The 20387-nt window shown below is 64.5% G+C and carries 20 protein-coding genes; 13 read left to right on the top strand and 7 right to left on the bottom strand.

The genetic code is table 11. The features are described from left to right. Nucleotides 1-465: 465 nt before the first annotated feature. Both KUG38_RS16020 and KUG38_RS16015 read right to left on the bottom strand, forming a co-directional pair. Nucleotides 466-3966 (bottom strand): DEAD/DEAH box helicase, encoded by a 3501-nt coding sequence (locus KUG38_RS16020; RefSeq protein ID WP_216923348.1) that lies wholly within the window; start codon nucleotides 3964-3966, stop codon nucleotides 466-468. Beyond that, nucleotides 3953-4741, bottom strand: coding sequence for a HamA C-terminal domain-containing protein (locus KUG38_RS16015; RefSeq protein WP_216923346.1), 789 nt, complete (start codon nucleotides 4739-4741; stop codon nucleotides 3953-3955). Before KUG38_RS16015 ends, KUG38_RS16020 begins: the two co-directional genes overlap by 14 nt. A gap of 635 nt (nucleotides 4742-5376) precedes the next feature. On the opposite strand from KUG38_RS16015, the gene KUG38_RS16010 reads away from it, so the two are divergent. From KUG38_RS16010 to KUG38_RS17195, 4 genes are read left to right on the top strand one after another with little or no spacing between them, the layout of a single operon-like run. Next, complete coding sequence (locus KUG38_RS16010; RefSeq protein WP_216923344.1) at nucleotides 5377-6960, top strand: DUF4055 domain-containing protein; 1584 nt, start codon at nucleotides 5377-5379, stop codon at nucleotides 6958-6960. Further along, complete coding sequence (locus KUG38_RS16005) at nucleotides 6957-7460, top strand: hypothetical protein (protein ID WP_216923342.1); 504 nt, start codon at nucleotides 6957-6959, stop codon at nucleotides 7458-7460. Before KUG38_RS16010 ends, KUG38_RS16005 begins: the two co-directional genes overlap by 4 nt. After that, entirely contained in the window at nucleotides 7453-8568 is a 1116-nt protein-coding gene (locus KUG38_RS16000; RefSeq protein ID WP_216923340.1) for a LysM peptidoglycan-binding domain-containing protein, read from the top strand. Before KUG38_RS16005 ends, KUG38_RS16000 begins: the two co-directional genes overlap by 8 nt. 5 nt (nucleotides 8569-8573) lie before the next feature. After that, a complete protein-coding gene (locus KUG38_RS17195) occupies nucleotides 8574-8933 on the top strand; it encodes a ribbon-helix-helix domain-containing protein (protein WP_216923338.1) in 360 nt (119 codons plus the stop codon). A 111-nt stretch (nucleotides 8934-9044) separates the two neighbouring features. Here KUG38_RS17195 and KUG38_RS15990 read toward each other — a convergent pair whose 3' ends face one another. Together KUG38_RS15990 and KUG38_RS15985 are read right to left on the bottom strand one after the other, a co-directional pair. Continuing rightward, nucleotides 9045-9443 (bottom strand): type II toxin-antitoxin system VapC family toxin, encoded by a 399-nt coding sequence (locus KUG38_RS15990; protein WP_216923336.1) that lies wholly within the window; start codon nucleotides 9441-9443, stop codon nucleotides 9045-9047. After that, nucleotides 9440-9691 carry an AbrB/MazE/SpoVT family DNA-binding domain-containing protein gene (locus KUG38_RS15985; RefSeq protein WP_216923334.1) on the bottom strand — a complete coding sequence of 84 codons (252 nt, stop codon included), beginning with the start codon at nucleotides 9689-9691 and terminating at the stop codon, nucleotides 9440-9442. Before KUG38_RS15985 ends, KUG38_RS15990 begins: the two co-directional genes overlap by 4 nt. A 127-nt stretch (nucleotides 9692-9818) precedes the next feature. On the opposite strand from KUG38_RS15985, the gene KUG38_RS15980 reads away from it, so the two are divergent. The 5 genes from KUG38_RS15980 to KUG38_RS15960 all read left to right on the top strand — a co-directional run bounded on the left by KUG38_RS15980 (nucleotide 9819) and on the right by KUG38_RS15960 (nucleotide 12710). Beyond that, nucleotides 9819-10064, top strand: coding sequence for an AbrB/MazE/SpoVT family DNA-binding domain-containing protein (locus KUG38_RS15980; RefSeq protein ID WP_216923332.1), 246 nt, complete (start codon nucleotides 9819-9821; stop codon nucleotides 10062-10064). After that, nucleotides 10051-10446 (top strand): type II toxin-antitoxin system VapC family toxin, encoded by a 396-nt coding sequence (locus tag KUG38_RS15975; RefSeq protein ID WP_216923330.1) that lies wholly within the window; start codon nucleotides 10051-10053, stop codon nucleotides 10444-10446. Before KUG38_RS15980 ends, KUG38_RS15975 begins: the two co-directional genes overlap by 14 nt. Before the next feature lie 183 nt (nucleotides 10447-10629). Further along, nucleotides 10630-11514 carry a hypothetical protein gene (locus KUG38_RS15970; RefSeq protein ID WP_216923328.1) on the top strand — a complete coding sequence of 295 codons (885 nt, stop codon included), beginning with the start codon at nucleotides 10630-10632 and terminating at the stop codon, nucleotides 11512-11514. A gap of 509 nt (nucleotides 11515-12023) precedes the next feature. Then, nucleotides 12024-12272: a type II toxin-antitoxin system Phd/YefM family antitoxin gene (locus tag KUG38_RS15965; protein ID WP_216915316.1), complete on the top strand. Its 249-nt coding sequence runs from the start codon at nucleotides 12024-12026 to the stop codon at nucleotides 12270-12272. Between the two features lie 6 nt (nucleotides 12273-12278). Further along, nucleotides 12279-12710, top strand: a complete 432-nt coding sequence (locus KUG38_RS15960; RefSeq protein ID WP_216918324.1) for a type II toxin-antitoxin system VapC family toxin — start codon at nucleotides 12279-12281, stop codon at nucleotides 12708-12710. Here KUG38_RS15960 and KUG38_RS15955 read toward each other — a convergent pair whose 3' ends face one another. The 3 genes from KUG38_RS15955 to KUG38_RS15945 all read right to left on the bottom strand — a co-directional run bounded on the left by KUG38_RS15955 (nucleotide 12711) and on the right by KUG38_RS15945 (nucleotide 14126). Beyond that, a complete protein-coding gene (locus KUG38_RS15955; protein WP_216915320.1) occupies nucleotides 12711-12884 on the bottom strand; it encodes a hypothetical protein in 174 nt (57 codons plus the stop codon). It lies immediately after the preceding gene. 91 nt (nucleotides 12885-12975) lie between these two features. Further along, nucleotides 12976-13341, bottom strand: coding sequence for a hypothetical protein (locus KUG38_RS15950; RefSeq protein ID WP_216923326.1), 366 nt, complete (start codon nucleotides 13339-13341; stop codon nucleotides 12976-12978). 353 nt (nucleotides 13342-13694) lie between these two features. Then, complete coding sequence (locus KUG38_RS15945; RefSeq protein ID WP_216923324.1) at nucleotides 13695-14126, bottom strand: hypothetical protein; 432 nt, start codon at nucleotides 14124-14126, stop codon at nucleotides 13695-13697. A 427-nt stretch (nucleotides 14127-14553) separates the two neighbouring features. Between KUG38_RS15945 and brxE the strand changes: the two genes are divergently transcribed. Genes brxE through brxC form a run of 4 tightly spaced genes read left to right on the top strand, consistent with a single transcriptional unit; the run spans nucleotide 14554 to nucleotide 20379 of the window. Next, nucleotides 14554-15192 carry a BREX-6 system BrxE protein gene (gene brxE, locus KUG38_RS15940; RefSeq protein ID WP_216923322.1) on the top strand — a complete coding sequence of 213 codons (639 nt, stop codon included), beginning with the start codon at nucleotides 14554-14556 and terminating at the stop codon, nucleotides 15190-15192. Continuing rightward, complete coding sequence (locus tag KUG38_RS15935; protein ID WP_286196129.1) at nucleotides 15189-16085, top strand: BrxA family protein; 897 nt, start codon at nucleotides 15189-15191, stop codon at nucleotides 16083-16085. The genes brxE and KUG38_RS15935 overlap by 4 nt, the downstream gene beginning before the upstream one ends. Then, a complete protein-coding gene (locus KUG38_RS15930) occupies nucleotides 16082-16723 on the top strand; it encodes a DUF1788 domain-containing protein (protein WP_216923317.1) in 642 nt (213 codons plus the stop codon). The genes KUG38_RS15935 and KUG38_RS15930 overlap by 4 nt, the downstream gene beginning before the upstream one ends. An 8-nt stretch (nucleotides 16724-16731) precedes the next feature. Then, the gene (gene brxC, locus KUG38_RS15925) at nucleotides 16732-20379 is read left to right on the top strand and encodes a BREX system P-loop protein BrxC (protein WP_216923315.1); all 3648 of its coding nucleotides are present in this window, start codon (nucleotides 16732-16734) and stop codon (nucleotides 20377-20379) included. The last annotated feature ends 8 nt before the right edge of the window (nucleotides 20380-20387 follow it).

Below are 20387 nucleotides of genomic sequence, written 5' to 3'. Positions count from 1 at the left end.
ATGCCTTTAGCAATGGGTCCCAGTGGCTAAAACCAACAAATGGCGCGGACTGGGAATCAAGCGGGATCCGCTGCCGATGCTGCTAACGCGCTGAACTGTGAAACAGCTCTGCCTGCTGCTGCCGCATCAGGAGCCTCGCTCGGGGGTGGAACTCATGGAGAAAAGGCGACCACGACGTGAGCCGCCCACGCAGCTGCTCGTGCAGTTTGTCTTTGCCATCCCCTACTGCCCCGGTGACCAGTGACCACGGCTGCGGGCTTGACCATGCCCCATCCTCCTGCCAAGAATGATTGCAATGACTAGGTTCTGGGCAGATCAGCAGGCGTCTGTGGTGAGCTCGGACGAGTATCTATGCGCGACATGCTTTTAGGGACCTGTTGGGTGCATTTGTTTTGCGTGCCCACAGTCAGCTAGGCTAGCGTTATTAATACAAATTACAGATAAAGGCATGCCGGCTAATTATACTCATTCCTCAGTGGTCGGCCGGTGCAGTTTGCCGCGTCCGACACGCATGGCGCTAACCAACCGAGTAGAACCTGTCAACCTCCCCGAGAAGATACTGGGTTTCAGATCAACAGCCGACATCGTGAAAGCGGCAATTCGCTGATAGTCTGGCGTCGCCAGCCAAGTCTTCCCATCCCACTCGTCGGTGACGATCCGATAATGACCAGCAGGCGGGACGTCCGTAGTATCAAGAAGGTACTTGTAATGTTCAACAGACCATCTCTGGATACCGCCGCTAAGGCCTTCAGTTCGGAAGCGCGCCCATAACGCTGCCGTGTCAGGAGTTGGCCAATCGCCAGCGGCGGTGTAGTCCGTGATCTTCTCTGATTCAAGCCAAGCCCGCATCTCTGCCAATGTGAGGAAAACTGGTTGTGAATCCTGGATTGCTGTAATTGCCGCCCTCCGTGACGGAAGACCCGCGCGGATCAGCATAGCCATCATGAAATTTGGAACTCCGGTTTCGACTGCAGCTGCAGCGCCACCAGCCATCTTATCCGGCGACCAGCCAAGGGACATGCGCCGGGTACGGACAGATTCCAACGCCCAAACCAGACGATAGGTGAAGGCCTCTTCGACAGTCCGCATGTTCTGCGGCCCGATCCTGGCAACATCGGCGCCAGACACCCAGCAGCGCAGGATGTCTTTCCAGATCGATGGCAGTATGTTTGCTTTGTCAGGGATGAAAGGCCTCATGAACAGGAGCCGTTCGCCTAACCCAATGAGAGCGTCAACAAGTGCGTCGATGTCGCCGCTCAACGATGCAGCGTCGGCACGTTCAAGGAGTTGAGCCAGCTCATCAGCCATGGCGTCTATGGCTAGGCCAGCTTCAAGCCCGACACCCATAGCAAAATGTCCACGACGCTCATCCGCTGTGGTGCTCTTCCAGATGAGATTGGCACGCGCCTCAAACACTTTCTTGTGCAACCGTGCAACGGCCCCATTTTCGCGGACGATCTGGCGGGCCCAAAGTGATCCGTTCAGTGCCTCATCTAACAGTTTCGGCAGGTCTGCTTGATCAGCGTCAAGCGCTTCGATTAGACCGAACACGGTTGCATCCAGACGCTCAACAATTTGAGAAAGGGGTTCCTCGGAAATCTTCTTATCATCGTCGTCGATGACTTGGTCGTCATCTCCATCAGCAACTTGCTCGACACCTGTAGCCACACGCTCGTTAGGAGTAGCTTCTTCCTTGGGAAATCGCCAGGCTTCGCGTGCGTTGGCGAGAAACTCCCAAGCGTCATCTCGATCTAGGACGCCAGAGCGAGAAAGCCGTTCAAGGATCTCAGCGACGATCTGGATAAGACCACTCTTCAGCGTGCGGGACTTGGTGGAAGCCACAAGTTCACGCCACTCATTCATTCGCCACTTAGTATTATCGAACATCACGTGAACAATAAGACCTTCGACGTCCACGAAAGCACGCCCGGCTCGGCCAGCGACGTTCGCTAACTCCTCGCCTGATATCTTCTCAGATGCCCGATACAATGTAGGCACCAGCAAGACGGCAGCGTTGAGATTGAGGCCCTGGGACAGAGTTGGAGACGCGACTATAACTTTCAGCACACCTTCAGATAGCAGGGCTTCCAACTCACGCAGGAACGCACTCGGCAGCCGTCCATGGTGAATGGCAACTCCCGCCTTCAGGCAGGTGACGGCGGGATGGTCCTCGCCCAACCACTCTTCTCCTACCTCTAGAGCGCGGGCGATTGACGCCTCATCTTCAAGTAGGGTTTTCAGATAGCCGCGCTTGCAAAGATTCACGACTTGCTTGCCATAGCCCTCGACCCAATTGGCCTGAGTGGAGAAGATAAGGGTACGTTTGCCCTGGCTTGCAAATTCCCAAGCCGCGAACAAGGCGAGATCTAGGTTCTTGCGCGGATAGGGCTTCCTTTCTCTCCCAAGCGCAGGCTTCTCCACGACGAATCTGTCGAGGAACGGACCTTTTTCGTCGAGATCTAGCCTGAGTAGCGCGTCCGTATCACGCCAGTTGAGCGCGCCAAATCTCTGTCGCGTCGGACGCCAGTCGGAACGCACCGGCATGCCGGGCTTGTCAGAGCGTATCCACGCTGTGAGGTCGTCGAGTTCATTTCCGCTAGGAAGGATGGCGGAGAGACAGACAATCCGGCGTTCGCTCGCATCCCCCCGTCTAAGCAGACGTTGCACCAGGGTTTCGTAGCGAATCTCTCGCTCACTCGGGCCGATCATGTGGCCTTCGTCGAGGACAATAAGGCCCACATCGTCGATCAGAGATGGGTCGCTTCGCAGGGCAAAGTCGAGCTTCTCGGGCGTCGCGATGATGATCTCACGAGTACGGAGTACGTCCTCATCTCCTGCAGAAAGACCGCTGGTGCCGTACAGAGAGGAGACGCTGAAGCCAAGGGGCGAAAATGTTCTTCTGAATGATCGTTCGGTCTGCGCAGAAAGAGCGCGCAGAGGCGTGACTATTAGCACACGGCGCGCTGCCGACAGAGTCATCAGCGAGGCAATTTCAGCTACCCGTGTCTTGCCGGCGCTGGTTGGCAAGGCGACGACAAGGTCATCCGTGACGTCGGTGGAACGTTGAGCTGCTTCGCGCTGCGATGGCCATAACTCGATCTCGGAAGTCCTACGCGCATAGAGAGACGAGATAAACAGCCTGCGTAGGTCTGGGTATTTTTCCTCCGATCCTTCTGGCGGTTCGGTCGGCAGATTCTGGTGAAGTGAATGTTGCCACAGGTCGTCTATCAGGTGGTAACACAGATTTGAGATCCACCACAGTGGAACATTCTCCGCATTGTCCGCCAAGCTGACCGCGGTATCGAGCAATGCCCGAGCGGTCTCGATAGGCTCAGAATCACCCGTCTCAAGCGCGAAATCAAAATGCGCCAAGGCTCGACAGATCGTCGTATTCAGGACTGTCGACAGCACATCATCAACATCAGGGTCGGCACCCCGAAGCGTCTCGGCGATCTGTTCATCCTGGTGAGCTTCGTCGACTAGCCAATCATGAACGAAGTCGCGCAACTTACCGAGATCGCGCAAGATCAGGAGCCGAATCGCCGTTTCTCCGGGCGTAGTGTTGATATCACCAATTGTTTCGTTAAAGAGCGAATAGGCGACTGCTGAAAAGCCGGCGAGATGATAAGAAGTGGCAGCTATTGTGCGACGGAAGCCACGATCAGGCGACTCTGGATCGCCATTGGTAACAAGCGCTTCGAAGGCGATGGCGGCCCGCTCGAACGCTTTGCTGGTCAGGCCTGAACTGCCTGTCTGAGCACGCAGGGCCATCGCGCCCCGAAGCAGGGCGAAGCCGTGCTCGGCGAGATCGGTTTCGATTGTCGCGCCGAGCGGCGGACCATTCGGTGGCAAGATACCATTTTCGCGCATCAGCGACCATGCGACGCCGCGATAGAGAAGGCGTCCAAGGATGCCCTCTTCGGTCGCGGTCGTCAGAAAGTTCGACAGTTCGTCAATCGACTCCAAGATCTTCTGCCTCCTCGTACATGGCTGCGATGAAGACCTGGTGATCTTCGATATGAATGTTTACGACGTATTGGTCTCGATTGGTGTCTGTCGCCTCGAGATCCTGCTTCAAGCAATCGCGTGGTCCATTGCCCGACACGGTGAAAAGCATGTGACTGATGCGATCAGCGTGTAGGGACTTCAGGCCCACTTCGTCACGAAGTCTGCGACCAAGCTCTTTGTCCTCTTGGTCCTTGCTCTCTAGCAGGCGGTTGGCGATAAACAGTAACGAGTCGGGCGTACAACGACCGCTATCGCGGTTGAGAACCTTGCGAGCGCTCGTAACAGTTGCCTTGCCGAGCACCTTGTTACTTTTAGCCTCTCCCTTCAGGAGCCTAAGCTTTTTGTCCTTGCCGTCATATCTGGCTCCAATGAAGTCGTCACCGCGCATGGCCATATTCCGGCCGTCCTTGTAGCGTAGACGGCGCACAGGCACACGCATGTCGATCTCTTCCTCGACTAGCTCAGTCGCAAGAATTTCACCGAGATCGCCTGAACGGCCCTTGGGCGTCTTTGGAATCGCCTCGCTAAGGATAGCGGCAGCCGTCTTGTATCCAAGCCGTTCTACATCTTCGGCAATGCGTTCTAACCGATCGTAATGTGAACGAATAGTTTCGACCAAGTCACTTCGGACCACGTCACGGCCGCCATCTTTCTCAGTATAGGTCCAGTAGTGCTTGCGTTCATTTCTATCTTTGGCAGCTTTACACCACCTTTCATAAAGTCGCATGTTCATTCTTCTTTCTGCTGACCCCGTCAAAATTAGATTGGTTGCCCCTATTCATGTCATTGGATGTGACATTCACCGCAGGCTAGCACCTCTTGCTCGAGTTGCTCCAAGCTTGACATTGGATTGTTCCGAGAATCAACCGCCACTGACTGGTACGTTCTGTGAACCCAATGGGTGCAAGTTGCCGTGAAGTCGCAAACCCTTGATGGGGCATAGACTTAGAAGAACATTACGACAACTCTAGCTGTCGTTCACGGGTCAGAGAACCACTTGATCGTGGAGAGACACAATGTTGCGAGCCCGCTGAATCATTTTTCCCTACAGCTTCGCCGGAGCGAGCCACTTTCCCGCTGCGCTGAAGCCTGCTGAAGCTTATCGGCCCATCGCGACGCTGAGCTATCGAGCTGCTCAGGCAGCCCGTTCACCTGTGAGGCACGCTCTGTTTAGGTGCTCATCTGTACGCTGCTCCAACGGGGAGTACAACGTCATCCCTGCCATCACGGCGACCTCCCCGACAGCCTGTACGCCTTCTTCCCCATAACCTCCACCGTCCTCTACTGATCGCCTACTGGGTCCTGGGTCCTGGGTCCTGGGTCCTGGGTCCTGGGTGGCAATAGCCCATAGCCGCCGTTGCTTCGTCCTTGCCGAGCCGCACCGCGACAAAGCGCAACCGCTTCCGCCAGCCCCATCCGCCGTTGGAGGCCGCTGCCGCCAGTCCATCGGCCCCGCCGCCGCCCTGGCAGCGGCAGCACCCCACCCTGGCCGCCATCCAGGACCGTCTCCAGCTCGTCCTCGATGCCTGGAACCTGCTGCGGGCACCTGACGGCTCCTGCCGCCGCAAGCCTTACCTGCCGCAGGGGATCAAGGAGCCCGATGCGGTCTACGACTCGCGCATCCAGCACGCGCAACCCACGGGCTTCTTCCGCGATGCGCTGCGCACCTACGCCGGCATGCTCAGCTTCCTGCACTGGCAGGCACTGCCCGCTTCCCTCAAGCGGGTCGTCGGCGATGTCGATGGCATGGGCACCGACCTGGCGGTGCTGCTCTTCATCGCCGATCTGCTCGTGCTGCGCGATGGCGGTTGTCTGCTGCTGGTGTTGCCGCCCGCCACGGTCCACGAATCGGAGGGCCACCGGCTGGCTGCCATCGACCGCGGTGATCGGGCCTCCCTGCCGCGGCTCGCCCTGGTGCCCCGCGCCGATCTGCTCGACTGGCACCTCGCCAGCGACAGCCGCGCCCTGCTGGAGTTCAGCTTCCGGCGTGATCAACGCCGGGCCATCCAGCCGGCGCAGTACGGCCCCATCCCGGTGCTGATGGTCGGCGCCGACGGCCAGATCCTGCCGGCGCCGAACGTGGGGGACTGGATCTACACCACCTTCACCCTCGCTGCCGATGGCTGTCGCATCAGCTCCTGCCGCGCCGAGCCCTGCGCCTCCCACCCCAGCGGCTACGGGCCCGTGGCAGCCGGCGCTCCGCAGGAGCTGTCGGGCTGCCGCCGGCTGCCGGCGGTCTGGTACGCCAACGACGCGGCCCAGTTCGGGGAAGGGGACCTGCCCCACCTGGGCCTGGCCCACCAGTACCTCACCCACTTCCGGCTCAAGACCGAATACGAGGACCTGCTCAGCCGCTGCGCCCTGCCGGTCGGTGTGCGCACCGGTGTGGTGGACCGCTACGGCGAGGTACACGGCGAGGACGGTGAGCGGCGCTCCCCCGAGCCGTTGGTGCTCTCGACCAACAGCTTCCTCGATCTGCCCGATGGCGCCGACTTCAACTGGAAGGAGATCCGCGCCCGCTCGTTGGCTGAGCACCGCGCCTACCTGCTCCACCTGGAAGACACCATGCGCCGCGATGCGCTGGTGCCCAGCGAGAACCGGGGCCCCGGCCGCAGCCAGAGCGAGATCAGCCTCACCGCCGGTCAGGCCTTCGCGCTGCTGCAGTCCCTGGCGACCCGCAAGACCTCGGTCTTCTCCCTGCTGCTTGAGCACTGGTGCGCCAGCACCGGTGAGAAGCACAACCCCCAATCGGGCGTCCTGCTCACCGTCACCCCGCTCACGCCGCCGCCGCGACCGCTGCCGTCCATCAGCGAATGGCTGGTGTTGCACGAGCGCGGCATCGTCACCAGCGCCGAGCTGCGCCACCAGCTCGATCTCGCCGTCATGCCCGGGGTCGTCAACCCGGCCGGGGACGGGGGCAGCGATTCCATCCACGTGCCGCAGAACCGATGACCACCCACCTCTGGCGGCCCAGCGATCTGGAGGCGATCCGCGTTGCCCTTGCCATCCCCGTCTCACCGGCGGCGATCCGCGCCATCAACGACGAGATGGCGGCCCTGGAGCGCCACTACCCCGAGGCGATCGATGGGGCCAGGGCTCACCTCGATGCCATCGCGCTGCTCGATCAAGCGGCCATGCCCGGACCATCGGCTGAGCCGCCGCCACCGCCGCCACCCAGGATCCGCAAGGTGACGCGCAAAGGTGCCGCCGGGCCTGTTCCACAGGAGCTGCCGAAACGCCGGCTCGATGTGATCGAGTACGCCACCGAGCTGCTGATGGAGGAGGTCAGCACTGAATACGAGCTGCCGCCCGTCGCCCCCACCGCCAACCACCACGGCGGCGCCGCGCAGCGGCAACGCCATGCCGACGCCCTGTTGCTGGTCCTGCCGCGCCTCTCCAACTGGCAACAGCCGCAGCGGCCCCGTTTCGGCGGGCAGCTGATCCGTGGCTGACGCGCCCAGCCCCCTGCATGAGGTCGCCTGCCTCCGCCTGCTCTTCCCCCTGCCGGAGCATCCCGGCGCCAGGGAACCGCGCAGCCTCTGCCGCCATCTGCTGGAGGTGTTTGTGCAGCAGCGCAAGCTCGTCACCGGCCGCGATTCCGGGCCCGGCATGGACGCCGGCGACATCCTCTGCGACGGCAAGATCACCCGCGGCGCCGTCCTGCCCCTGCAACCGCTCCAGCCGTGGGACTGGCTCGATGCCGCCATCGACTGGCAGGTGACGGGCCGCCGGCCGCTGTTCCAACCGCCGCCGATCGCCGATCCCGCCGATCCCCTGCTGACGATCACCCCGCGGCCGATGGCGCTGCAGCCGCCGGCCGTGCTGGGCGCTGCCTGGCTGGGCAACCTGGGCGCCCTGCAGAGCCCGGGTGTGCTGCCCCTGCAGCCCCGCGCCCTGCTGGCCGGCGCCAGCCTGCTCACCGCCGGCTTTCCCTTCGGGGAGGGGGGGATCGGCGCCGAACTGCAGGAGGCCCTGGGGGAGGAGATCAGCGTGGTGCTCAAGCCCAACCGCGTACTGGCCCTACAAGCCGGCGACACCCTGCAGGCGATCGCCGAGCGCTATGGCACCACGGTCCAGACCCTGCGGCGTCTCAACACCCACGTGCTGGCGCTCGACACCGTGCTCAGCGCAGAAGGCGACACCCTGCTCACCCTCGCCGGCCAGTACGGCACCACCGTGGAGTGGCTGATGGCGAACAACACCACCCTGGCCCGCTGGGGCGGCCACACCGTGGTCAGTGGCGACACCCTGCTGTCGCTCGCGGAGCTCTACCTCACGACCCCGGCCACGCTGCGCCTCTACAACGCCCCCACCTACGACTTCTTCCCCAGGTCGGAGCCTCTCCCAGTTGCGGCGGTGTTGGTGGTGCCCTTGGTGCGGCCCTCTACGCCGCTGGAGCCGGGCCAGGCGCTGCTGGTGCCGCGCTACCGCCCCCAGACGCTGCTGCCCTACGACGGCTGGATCCACCTGCCCAAGCCGCGCCGCATGGCCTCCGATCCGGACGACCGCAGCTACCTCGATGCGCCTGAACCGGAGTCGCCGCCAGAGCCGGCGCTCTGATCCTCATGCGCAAAGGACAGGCCGTGGGGCTCACTCCGGGCCAGCGCTCAAGCCAACTCCTTGTACCTTCGAAGTGTCACGGCCAGGGAGACGCGATGCGAACCATCTCCGTACACCTCGATGACGCCAGCGCAGCCAGGTTGGACAACCTCTGCCAGACCCTCGGCCTCAGCCAGAGCGAGGCGGTCCAAGTCGGCATTGCGTTGCTGCAGCGTCAGTCCGCCAGCCCCGCCGCTCTGGCCGAGCGGCTCGGGCTGATCGGCTGCTTTTCCAGTGGCGACCCAGGCACTGGCAGCACCAGCCAGGCGCAGAACCATTCGGCGGTTCTGCGCCAGAAGCTGGGCCAACAACAGCAGCAGCAATGACGGTTCACGCCGATGGCTGGCGGCGCAGGCCTCAAACAAAGGCTGGACGCCTGACGGCACCCACGGCGGCAGCACGCAGCACACCCCCCTCCAGGGGGATGGTAAGCACGATCAGCGGAGTAGCTCGGCGGCGATGCCCTGTTGCTGGAGCAGGGCCACGGCCTGCCGATCAAACGACAGAAACGTGTCGCCACCCAGCCACTGACCCTCGTGGGCGATGACGGCATCGGCGAAATCGCCGCCGGCCTCCAGCTGCAACAGCCCCAGCTCCACGGCGGCACGATCGAGGCTGACGTTCCCCGCCGCCATCAGGGCGCGGATCGCGGCGACGATGTCGGCCACCGAGAAGGCGTACACCCGGCGCAGCACCCAGACGAACTCACAGAGGGCCGGCAGCGCCACGGCGATCTGCTCGGCACCACGCAACGCTGCGATCGCCGCTGTCGACTGTGCAGGATCGTCACTCACCACCGCTCGCACCAGCACGTTGGTGTCAGCCGTGATCCTCATGGCTCCCCAGCCCAACCGGCCGCGGCGGCCGCCTGGATCTCCTCGAGGCTGGCCACCTTTGGGCTGCGGCCCGCGAGCCGACCGATGAAGGCCTCGATGCTGCCGGGGGGCTGGGCGGCGCGCACCTCGATCCTGCCGCCAGGAAGGATCGTCACCTCGATCTGCTGGCCTGGCTTAACCCCGAGATGGCGCAGCAGCTCGCGGCGGAGCGTGACCTGGCCCTTGGCGGTGACCGTGAGGGTGGTCATGACTCAAAACGCCGACGAACCAAGCGTAAGGCGTTTGACCCTTACCGCTGGCCCACCTCAGCTGCTTCCCGCCCATCGCGCCCGGCCGTGATCCAGCCAGTAAGGCGATCCGCCTTACACTTCAGCCATGGACACCGTGACCCTCTCCTCCAAAGGGCAGCTGACGATCCCCCGGCAGATGCGCGAGGCCCTCGGCGTGGCACCGGGCGCCAGGTTGCAGGCCTCGATCGACAGACACGGCCGCCTGGTGCTGGTTCCCTCGAAGTACGAGCCGGAAGACCTCTTCCGCCATCGCCCCACGGTGGATCGGGTGCTCAGCCTGGAGGACATGGACCGCGCCATCGCCGCTGCTGCCGGCCGTGAAGACCCTTGACACCAACGTGGTGGTGCGGCTGCTGATCGGCGACGATCCGCAGCAGACCCCGATCGCCGAGCGCGCCTTCCTGGAGGCCATCGCCAGCGGTGGGGTCTACCTGCCGGATGTGGTGCTGGCTGAAGTGGCCTGGGTCCTGCGGGGTTACGACCTGGGTCGCTCCGAGCGCTATGCGCTGCTGGAGCGGTTGGTGCGCACCCGCGGCGTGGTGGTGGATGACATTGACGCGGTGATCGAGGCGCTGGATCAGTTCCGCCAGGGCGGCGATCTGGCCGACCAGATGATCCTGGCCCGAGCCGCCAGCGCCGGAGCCTTGCCAGTGCTGAGCTTCGACAAGCGCTTCGCCGAGCAGCAGGGCGTTGAACTGCTGCTCAGCAGCTGACAGGCGGCATTCATCGGCAGCCTGGCGTCGAAGGCCTCGAAAACCTGCTGGAGGCCTGAAGGCATCATTCCTGCCGCCTTGCTCAAGCCGGTGGCCACCGCAGCGGGCTCGGCTGGCAATAGCTGGAGTGGACGCAGCCCGGATGGGGCGTCCGCTTCAACCACAGCCGTGATGGGTGGACCCATGAGCAAGCGCATCTCTACCCAGCTGGTGGCCCTGCAGCCGCCGCTGGTCTGCTTCGATCAACCGCAGCAGTGGCCGAATCAGCCTCCTGCTGGCGAGGAGGACGACACGGACACCCTCGCTGGCGACAGTGACCTGCTCGGCGGCGACGCTGACCTGGGTGATGAAGACCTCGACGACGAGGAGCTGGAGGACGAGGAACCCATCAGTGGCGATCCGCCTGCGGATCCGGTCGGCGAGGCCCTCCGTGCCGAGCGGCGCAAGACCAACCAGCTGGAGCGTGAGCTACGCACCTTGAAACGCCAGCTGGGGCAGTTCTCCAAGATCAACCCCGAGGAGTACGAGCGCCTCAAGGAGGCCGACCGCCAGAAGGAGCAGCTGGAGCACCAGATCGCCCACCGCGAGCGGCAGCTGCAGGCCGATGCCGACCGCAAGGTGAGGACCGTGGCCAAGCAGCGCGACAAGGCACTGGAGCAGATCAACGAGCTGCGCAAGGAGCGACTGCTGGAGCGCCTCTTCATCGACGCGGAAGGCCGCCCCGGCGGCGACAACCGCGGCAGCTTCTTCGACATCTTCAAGCAGCAAGTGGGCGGCGAGTTCCGCCTCGCTCAGGACAGCAACGGCCGCGACCAGCTGGAGCCGATCGACTCCAAGGGGAACGTGCTCCTCGGCGATGACGGGGCGATCGGCGCCAACGAACACGTCGAAAGCCTGCGCACCCACCCGGTGCTGAGCTTCCTGTTCCAGCAGCGCGGCAGCATCGGGCCGGCCGCAACCATCGCCGAGTTCGACGGCAACGGCAACATCAACAACCTGCAAACCATGAGCCCCTCCGAGCTCTATCTGGCCACCTTCGCCAAAAAGCCCGTCGGCGCCCGGCGCTGAGGGCCACCGGCGCCTGGCAGGCGCAGCCGACCAACAGCCAACAGCCCGGCACCATCCGCGTGCCCACGTACCCGGTGGGAAACGAGACACCATGCCGGTCACGGATCCGTGGCCGGCTTTGCTCTGGCGGCGCCAGCCAGCGCAACGATGAAACCACACGGGATCCATGGCCGCCGCAATTCAGACGCGCACGCACCAGAAAACACACAACCGAATCATCAACAAACGACAATCAACATTTGGGGGTATATACCCTCAAATACCAAAATCCCGCGCCGGGCGCTTCAGAAATCTGAACAATTCTGGACATCGGATGTTCATCGAATCACACCGGTGACGGGCTGGCGCCTTGCGGGCAAGCCGATGGGACGACTTGACGCAGCCAGCTGCTGGCGTGCTGATTGCGAAGGCCGCCCTGGCCGAGCGCCGCAGCGGCACCTGTCACCGTGCGGCTGGCACATCCATGAAGCCAGACGATGACTACTATGGTCAGAGGCGAGGACGAGGCGATGCAGAGTTGGCCGATCCACGAAGCCAAGGCCCGCCTGTCGGAGCTGGTCAAGCGTGCCCAGAAGCAGCCCCAGGAGCTCACCTCCCATGGCGAACCGGTGGCGGTGGTGCTCTCCATGGAGGCCTATCACCGCCAGAAGCACGCAGGGGAGTCGCTGGTGGACTTCATCCGCCGCTCACCGCTGGTGGCGGCCGACGAGCTGGATCTGGATCGCCAACCTGACCTCACCAGAGATCTCGATCTCTGAGCCATGGTGGCTGCCGGCTACCTGATCGATACCAATGTGATCTCGGAGCTGCGCCGCCGCGAGCCGGAGCCCCGGGTGGTGCAGTGGTTTGAGCAGCACCCATCGCACCAGCTCTTCCTGAGCGTGCTGACCCTGGGTGAGATCCGCCGGGGTGTGGAGCGGCTGGCCGAAAGCGAGCGGCAGCAGACCCTGAGGCGCTGGCTGGAGCAGGACCTGCCGGCATTTTTCTCAGGGCGGGTCCTGCCGATTGATGAGGCCATCGCCCACCGCTGGGGCCGGCTACTGGCGGAAATGGGCCGGCCGTTACCGGCGATCGACAGTCTGCTGGCGGCCACGGCCCTGGAGCACAACCTGGTGCTGATCACCCGCAACCTCAGGGATGTGGTGGACCTGCCGCTCACGGTGGTCAACCCATGGCAGGCGGATGGCAGCCGTTGATCACGCCAACTCCTCAAGCTCCTCTTTGAGGGCGAGCACCGCGGCAAAGACCGGAGCCCACTCCTCCAACACGGCGTCTCGCTCGGGCGAGCAGGGAGCCGTGAGCCGGCCTTTGACGTTCAGCTCTTCCAGCTGGACAAGCAACGCAGCGAGTCGTTGCCTGCGGGCCTCCATGGCGTTCGCCTGCGGTCGAACCAGCCTTGCGGATCGGAGCCGCCACGGCGCAGCGCAGCGGCAACCTGTGACCTCTTCTGATGGGACCGGCTCAGCCGGCCCAGCGCAAGGGCTGCTCCGGATCGACCTCGGCCCGCTCGCCGGGATCGATCAGATCCCACCAGGCACCAGGGCACAGGGGCTCGATCGGCTCAGGCTCCTGCCACTGACCGGCGGCGACGGCTGCCTCCCAGCCGCTGATCACCGCTTCCTGCTGGGGATCCTCTGGCTCGGAAGCGGCTTGGCGCCCCGGATCCTGGGCCTTGCTGGCGGCCCAGACGCCGGGGCTCTCCTGCAGGCGCCGCAGGGCGGCACCCAAGGCGCGGCAGGCCGCAACGCTGAGCTCAGAGGCGATCCAGAGCAGGGCGAGGCTGCAGGCCAGGGCCTGGCGAAACGGGGAGCGGCTGGTGGCTTCCATCGGAGTGAGGCGAAGAACGGTGCCCCTCCGCAGCGGCAAGCCGGGGGGTCAAGGGCCGCGCAGCGGCTTGCCTTGCCCTTGACGCCCCGGCGACCGCCAGCCCGTGAGCGCAGCGAACGGCCGCTGGCTGCCCGCTGCACCATGGGGGAGCCTTCCGCCGAACCGGTGGACCGCCGCCGCTTCTTCTCGCCTGCCTGTCCGGCCGGCGGTTCTGGCGCTGCAGCCTGCTCATGCCAGGGCGCCGAGGCGCCCCAGCGCTGCCACGGCCGGAGTGCCGCCGGGGAGCAACAGGGGAGCAGGCCGGCAGAAAGGGTGGGCAACCATCCGGAGCCAGCCGCCCCAGGCGCGAGCGCTCAGTGGCCGTGGGCTCGCGCAGACCTCCGGAACGGATCCGGCAGGCAGGCCTCGACCAGCTCCATAGCCAGGAACGCCGAGAAGCTCATCCCCCCGCAGCTGATCGCCTCTGCCGCCCCCGGGAGACTGCCGCGATGGATGGCCACCTGCGCCGCTGACGACGCCATGGGCGGATGGCGCCGCTGCAGCTCCGCTTCGATGCGCAGCCGCAGGGCCTGGGGCACCCGGGCGCTGGGGGCATGACCCCGTTCCCAACCGCCCTGGGCGCTCCAGCGGCAGTGCTGATCGAGCAGCTTGCTGTGCCTGCCGCGCTTGAGGAAGCGCACCAGCACCTCACCGGCAACACGGTGCTCGGGCTGGATGGAGACGCGCCAGCGGATGCCCGCTCTGGTGTGATCGTGCAGCACGATCGGGAACGCTGTGGACGCCATGGCCAGACCAGGCGAAGGACGCCGAAGCCAGGCGCGGGGAGGGCAAGGGCGGCTGAGCGCAGCGAGGCCGCTGGCGCAGCCCTTGCCCCGCCGCGCACGCTGAGGAGGCCCGCCGACTCACCCTGGGGGGCGAAGCGAGCCGGATGAGGCTTTGGGCTTGAGTACCCGCTGCGAGCTGCGGGACTCCTCCCATCTGTGCTCTCGCCTCGCTCCATGAAACAAGCCCAAAAGCGTGAGAGCTACTGACCCCAGGCGCTGTCCACGAGATCGGACGGTCGGGGCCATGAAGAAGTGGGTTGCCATTGATGCGCCCTTTCGAGGTGGAAAGATCCCGCAACCTCCGTCAGCGCTTCGCAGCCAGGAACTTCGGCGCTGCGGAGGTTCAGCCATCAGAATCCGCCTAGAAGCCTCGAGCTCCGCCCAACCCGTGACCCTGCTTGAACTCACCGCCGAAGAAGGCGGATTGCCTGACCAAGGCCGAAGGAGGCAAGCCGTCACGACCAGTGACCTCGACATGACTCTCACTGCCCAGATCGCCGTGGCATGGGCCGGGGAGGGCGGCGAGGAGCCACGACTCAGCTGGTGGCAGACCGATCTGGTGTCGGAGTTCGGAGGGGAAGACCTGCTCAAACGGCTCCTGCCACTGACATGGCCGTGGGCCGTGCTCCAGGCAGTGCGAGAGGCCGCTCGCCGCAAGGACGAGGAATTACGCGGTAAGGCCAGTGATCCTGACCAGCTCGTGACTTTGTACCGCTTCGGGTTCGAGCTGGATGAGCAGATCGAAGAGCGCCTTCAAGCCCATAAGCGCAGCGGCCTCCCACCCGTGGAAGCCCTGCCAGCTCTGGCAGAGGTGCTCGGGAGCACGCTCCACCAAAGCTGGGACAAGGATCAGTTCCAGGGATGGGTGGAGGCCCATGGACCTGTGCAGGCCGAGGCCGTTCCCACCGGTCGCCTGCTGAAGGGGGCCATGCCCACCGGACTGGACCGTCGAGTGGCGCAGCTGGTGGCAGCACTGGCACCTCTGGCCGACAGCTACCCCCTGCCGCACTTCCGGGTGAAGCCATGAGCAAAGCGGCCACCAGCAAGACGAGCCTGGCGGCAGCGAGCCAGCCAGCTGCGACGGGCCAGCCGGCGCAGCGGAAGGCAAGTGCCCGCCGGACCCCAGCTGCCAAGCCACCAGCACGACCCAGGGAGGAAGGCCGACTTCACACGCGTGTGCTCAAGTGCACGCTGGAGACCGCCAACTCGCGCATCTTCTGGGCGGAAAGTGCCTCGCGGCAGTCCATGCAGGCGGAGGTCGCGTTCGAGGCGGGGTGGTTCGGCCACCGCAGCCTCACCCGATTGCGGGAGCTGCTGACGAATCTGCGGGCCCGCTACGAGGCGTTTCCTTCCGCGCTGCAGGTGCTGCATAGCTGGAACGGCATGGGGGGCGACACCCAGAAGCTGATCTGCCACTGGCATCTGCAGCTCAGTGATTCGCTCTACCGCCAGTTCAGTGGGACCTTCCTGCCGGACCGGTTGCTGCAGGGACAGCCCACGGTGAGCAAGCAGCAGGTGGTGACCTGGTTGGGGGAGGCCGGGGGTGGGCGCTGGTCGGGGAGCACGCGCCTGCAGCTGGCCAGCAAGCTCCTGTCCACGGCCCACAGCGCAGGCCTGATCCAGGGCAAGCGCGATCCACGACCGATCGTCTTCCCCCTGGTGCCCGATAACGCGCTTACCTATCTGCTGCACCTGCTGCGGGAGGTGGACTTCGAGGGGACAGTGGTGGCGAACCCCTATCTGCGCTCCGTGGGCCTGGAGGGCAGCCTGCTGAATGATCGCCTCAAGCGCCTGCCGGACCTGAGCTATGGCCGCCAGGGTGATCTGGTGGACATGGGCTGGAAGCACCCCGACCTGTCGGCATGGGCTGCCCACGCCGGCGTCGGCGGGCTCGAGCAGCGGGAGCTGGCGGTGGCATGACAGGCACCCTTCCTCTGTTCAGCCAGGCGCATGAGGCCATCACTGCCCTGCGGCGCGATCTCATCGATCCGGAGGACGGCCCGCGCATCAGCACAATGCGCAACTACCGCTTCGCGATCGTGCAGTACAGCCCGGAACACGAGTACGCGATGCGCGCGGAGGTGCAACGGCTGGTGTCTGAACTGGAGGCCAAAGGCTGGTTTGTGCTCACCATCGACCTGCAGAAACTGCTGCTGGATCGCATCCGCTCCCAGCCGGACGAGTGGGACGAGAAGGTGATCGCCATGGAGACACGGATGGCGGAGCGGCAGCTGGATCGTGGCCTGAACTACCTCAAGAGCAAGCTGCTGCCCCTGGTGGAGGGACCCGAGGGATTGGCCGGCGACTGCCGGCGCCTGATTCAGGACTTCGTTCACAAGCATCCCGACAAAGCCGATCAGACCCTCGTGCTGATCGGCCGGGCAGGCGGCCTCTATCCCTTCTTCCGCTCCTCGGCATTGCTGCGGCACCTCGATGGGCAGACAGGGAATGTGCCTGTGGTGCTGCTCTACCCGGGCACGAAACAGGGACCGACGTCCCTGTCGTTCATGGGCGTGCTCAACCCCGACAGCGACTACCGCCCCCGCATCTACCCCTGACGAGAGCCATGACATCCAAACCACTCCGCACCCTGTTCAAATCGGATGTCACCCGCGATATCTCGCCGGTGGTGTATTTCCATGAGCAGACACCGGCAAAGATTCATACGGAGGTCAGCGAATACATCATCACCGGCGGCTGGCCCGAGGGGCACCCCAATCGCCAGCGCGTGCCGGATGGCATCCATGAGCAGTACGTGCGCCTGCTGCGGGGGATCAGCCGCGAACTGGAAAAACCAGGCGGCCCGGAGCTGCCCACCGCCTGGATCTCGGGTTTCTTTGGATCGGGCAAGTCGATCTTTGCCAAGCTGCTCGGCCTGGCTCTCGATGGCATGACGCTGCCGGATGGCACGTCGTTGTCTGAGGCCTGGCTGAACCGCGACAGCTCACCCCTGGCGGCTGAGTTCAAGGAGGCCTGGGCTGTCCTACGCCAGAAGATCGACCCGATGGCCGTGGTCTTCGACATCGGCAGCGTGGCCCGCGACAACGAGCATGTGCATGCCGTCGCCCTCGGCCAGGTGCAGAAGCGCCTGGGCTACTGCTCCACCGAGCCCCTGGTGGCCGACTTCGAGCTCAAGCTCGAACGGGATGGCCATTGGCCGCAATTCCTCGAGAAGGCCGAGCAGACCCTCGGGGAACCCTGGAGTGCCGTGAAGGATCAGCAACTCGCGGAGGAGCAGTTCTCGCTGGTGCTCTCCGAGCTGTTTCCGGATCTCTACCGGGATCCGATGGCCTGGTTTGAGAGCCGGGCAGGTACTCACCAGCGGCGCGATTCACCGGAAGAGGTGGTGAAGGCGATCCGCGACATGCTCAAGAACCGCCAGCCGAACGCCACCTTGTTCCTGGTGATCGATGAGGTGTCGCAGTATGTGCTGAACAACCGCGACCGCACCGACCGCCTGCGGGCCTTTGCCTCGGCGCTTGGATCCACCCTGCGGGGCAAGGCCTGGCTGCTTGCGCTGGGTCAGCAGAAGCTCGATGAGGCTGCCGGCGACACCTTCCTGTCATGGGCGAAGGATCGCTTCCCGCCCCAGCTGCAGGTTCACCTGGCGCCGACCAACATCCGCGATGTGGTGCACCAGCGCATCCTCGCCAAGACCACCGAGGGCGCGGCCGAGCTGCGGGAGCTGTTCGATCGCCACAGGGCCGATCTCAAGCTCTACTCCTATGGCTGCGAGGACACCACGGCCGATGAGTTCGTGGACGTGTACCCGCTGCTGCCGGGGCAGATCGAGCTGATCCTGCGGATCACGTCGGTGCTGCGCACCCGCTCCAGTCGCGCCCAGGGGGATGACCAGGCGATCCGCGGTCTGTTGCAACTGCTGGGTGAGCTGTTCCGGCGGCAGCAACTGGCGGAGCAACCGATCGGCAAGCTCGTGAGCCTCGATCGGGTCTATGAGGTGCAGTACACCGCCCTGGATGCCGACACCCAGGCTTCGATGGCCCGGATTCAGGCCCAGTGCACAGGCGAGGACAGTGAGATGATGCTTCGCGCCGCCAAGGCGGTGGCACTGCTGGAGCTGATTCAGGACACGGACCCGACCACCGAAGAGCTGGTGGCCCGCTGCCTGGCCGAGCGGATGGATGGAGGCAATCAGCAGGCGGCGGTACGCCAGGCCCTGGAGGAGCTGCGCCGCCGCAACCTGCTGGGCTATTCGGAGAAGACGGGCTTCAAGATTCAGTCCTCCGCTGGGGAGGAGTGGGAGCGGGAGCGAGCTGATTTCCCGTTCAGCCGGCAGGAGCTGAGCAAGCAACTGCAGGAGAGCCTTAAGGGGCTGATGGGCGATGTCTCTGGTACAGAACGACCCAAGCTGGAGGGGCGACCATTCCCATGGGAGGTGCGCTACTCGGATGGCCGCTACGCCAACGACGCCCAGCTGCTGGATCCCCGCGACGACGCCTGTCTGACGCTCGATTTGCGTTGCCTGCCCCTCGATGAACGGGTGGAGAGCACCTGGGTGCGTCGCTCCGCGGAAGATCGCCAGCTGAAGACACGGCTGCTGTGGATCGCGGGCAACAGCGATGCGGTCGAAGACCTGGCCCGGGAGCTGCATCGATCTGCGGCGATCATCCAGCGCTATCAGCCGCGGCGAGAGTCGCTGGCGCCTGCGAGGCAGAGGTTGCTGCTCGATGAGCAGACCCGCCGCGATGCGCTGATCCCCCAGCTGAAGCAGGCGATCGCTCAGAACTGGATGGAGGGGACGCTCTACTTCCAGGGCCGCACCCTCAATCCCAAGGATTGCGGCCAGAGTTTCGGGGCGGCGCTGCTGGCGGCCGGTACCCAGGCCTTGCCCCTGCTCTACCCCTACTTCCGGGCGATTCAGATCCTGCCGACGGAGCTGAACCAGTTGCTGCAGTCTGAGCTCACCGGCGCCTCCACCAAGTTCCTGCCGGAGGGGCTGGGCATCCTGGAGCTGGACACCGGCCGCTATGTGCCCGCCTGCAGTGGCGAGATTCCACGGCGGGTCTTGCAGACCATCGAAGACGACCCCGGCCTGGAAGGCGGCGAACTGCTCAAGCAGCTGGGGGCCGCTCCCTACGGCTATGCGCCGGGTGTGGTGAAGGCCTGTGTGGCGGGCTTGTTGCGCGACGGCAAGATCGCGATCCAACCGGAAACCGGCCCTGAGATCACCGCCCGCCGCGATGCCGGGGTGCAGGACCTGTTCGACAAAGACCGCAGCTTCCGTAAGGCCCGCTTCAGCAAAGGAGGCGATGGCGGCACCAGCCGACAGGACCGAGCGCGGATCTGCAAGCTGTTCGACGAACTCCTGAAACGGGATCTCGACCGGGAAGAAGGCCCGATTGCCGATGCGGTGTCGGAGCTGTTCCCCGACCTGGCCAAGCGCCTGCGGGAGGTCCAGATCCGGCTGAACCGCCTACCTGGCGATTTCGAGGAACCTGCCGCCCTGGCCAAGCTGCACACCGCACTGGAGCAGTGTCTGCGCAATCCCAGGCTCACACGCCCCACGGTTCAGGCGGTGCTGCGCCATCTCGACGCCCTGCGCGATGGCCTCACCACCCTGCAGTTGCTGGAAGCTGAGGTGAATGACGCCACCGTGGAGGCCCTGCGGGAAGCCCACACGGTGGTGACGCGCATGGCCAGCCAGCTGGAAGGGCTTGGCATCCAGGCCACCAACGTCGAAGCCGCTGCAACCCGGGTACGGGAAAAACTCGAGAGCCCCGAACCCTGGCGGGGCCTGGCGGATCTTGACGGCGACTTGGAGGAAATTCGCCTCGCCTACCGCAGTGAGCGAAGACAGCTGCTGCTGGAGCAGGAGCAGCGGCTTGAGGCCAGCCGTCAGAAGGTGCGCGGCTGCAGTGGCTACAGCACCCTTGGAGCCGACCAGAGCCATGCGGTGCTCAAACCCTTCGCTGCCTGCGCGATCAGCACCGATGAGCAAGCGATCGCACCCAGCCTGGAGGAGCTGAAGGATCCGTTTGTGGCTCGGCTGCAACGGGCGGAGAGGGAAGCAGTTGAGACGCTGGATCGGTTGCTGGTCGATAAGGGCGAGGTCACCCAGCTGACGCAACAGGTGGACCTGGGACTGCACAACCGCGAGCTGAACAGCGAGGAGGACGTGCGGGCGCTGGCACGGGAGATCGAGAACCGCCTGTTACCGCTGGTGCAACAGGGAACCCGTGTGCGGATTCAGTGAGGACAGCG

Source organism: Synechococcus sp. CCAP 1479/9 (genome assembly GCF_019038535.1).
Lineage (GTDB): Bacteria > Cyanobacteriota > Cyanobacteriia > PCC-6307 > Cyanobiaceae > Cyanobium.
Note: the sequence above shows the minus strand (reverse complement) of the source record. Positions and strands in the feature narration are given on the sequence as shown.

What these genes read in the sequence shown, in the direction of transcription:
- KUG38_RS16015 (WP_216923346.1), bottom strand. Translation starts at nt 4,741, where the DNA reads ATGAACATGCGACTTTATGAAAGGTGGTGTAAAGCTGCCAAAGATAGA.
- KUG38_RS16005 (WP_216923342.1), top strand. Translation starts at nt 6,957, where the DNA reads ATGACCACCCACCTCTGGCGGCCCAGCGATCTGGAGGCGATCCGCGTT.
- KUG38_RS17195 (WP_216923338.1), top strand. Translation starts at nt 8,574, where the DNA reads ATGCGCAAAGGACAGGCCGTGGGGCTCACTCCGGGCCAGCGCTCAAGC.
- KUG38_RS15990 (WP_216923336.1), bottom strand. Translation starts at nt 9,443, where the DNA reads ATGAGGATCACGGCTGACACCAACGTGCTGGTGCGAGCGGTGGTGAGT.
- KUG38_RS15985 (WP_216923334.1), bottom strand. Translation starts at nt 9,691, where the DNA reads ATGACCACCCTCACGGTCACCGCCAAGGGCCAGGTCACGCTCCGCCGC.
- KUG38_RS15980 (WP_216923332.1), top strand. Translation starts at nt 9,819, where the DNA reads ATGGACACCGTGACCCTCTCCTCCAAAGGGCAGCTGACGATCCCCCGG.
- KUG38_RS15970 (WP_216923328.1), top strand. Translation starts at nt 10,630, where the DNA reads ATGAGCAAGCGCATCTCTACCCAGCTGGTGGCCCTGCAGCCGCCGCTG.
- KUG38_RS15965 (WP_216915316.1), top strand. Translation starts at nt 12,024, where the DNA reads ATGCAGAGTTGGCCGATCCACGAAGCCAAGGCCCGCCTGTCGGAGCTG.
- KUG38_RS15955 (WP_216915320.1), bottom strand. Translation starts at nt 12,884, where the DNA reads ATGGAGGCCCGCAGGCAACGACTCGCTGCGTTGCTTGTCCAGCTGGAA.
- KUG38_RS15950 (WP_216923326.1), bottom strand. Translation starts at nt 13,341, where the DNA reads ATGGAAGCCACCAGCCGCTCCCCGTTTCGCCAGGCCCTGGCCTGCAGC.
- KUG38_RS15945 (WP_216923324.1), bottom strand. Translation starts at nt 14,126, where the DNA reads ATGGCGTCCACAGCGTTCCCGATCGTGCTGCACGATCACACCAGAGCG.
- KUG38_RS15935 (WP_286196129.1), top strand. Translation starts at nt 15,189, where the DNA reads ATGAGCAAAGCGGCCACCAGCAAGACGAGCCTGGCGGCAGCGAGCCAG.
- KUG38_RS15930 (WP_216923317.1), top strand. Translation starts at nt 16,082, where the DNA reads ATGACAGGCACCCTTCCTCTGTTCAGCCAGGCGCATGAGGCCATCACT.
- brxC (WP_216923315.1), top strand. Translation starts at nt 16,732, where the DNA reads ATGACATCCAAACCACTCCGCACCCTGTTCAAATCGGATGTCACCCGC.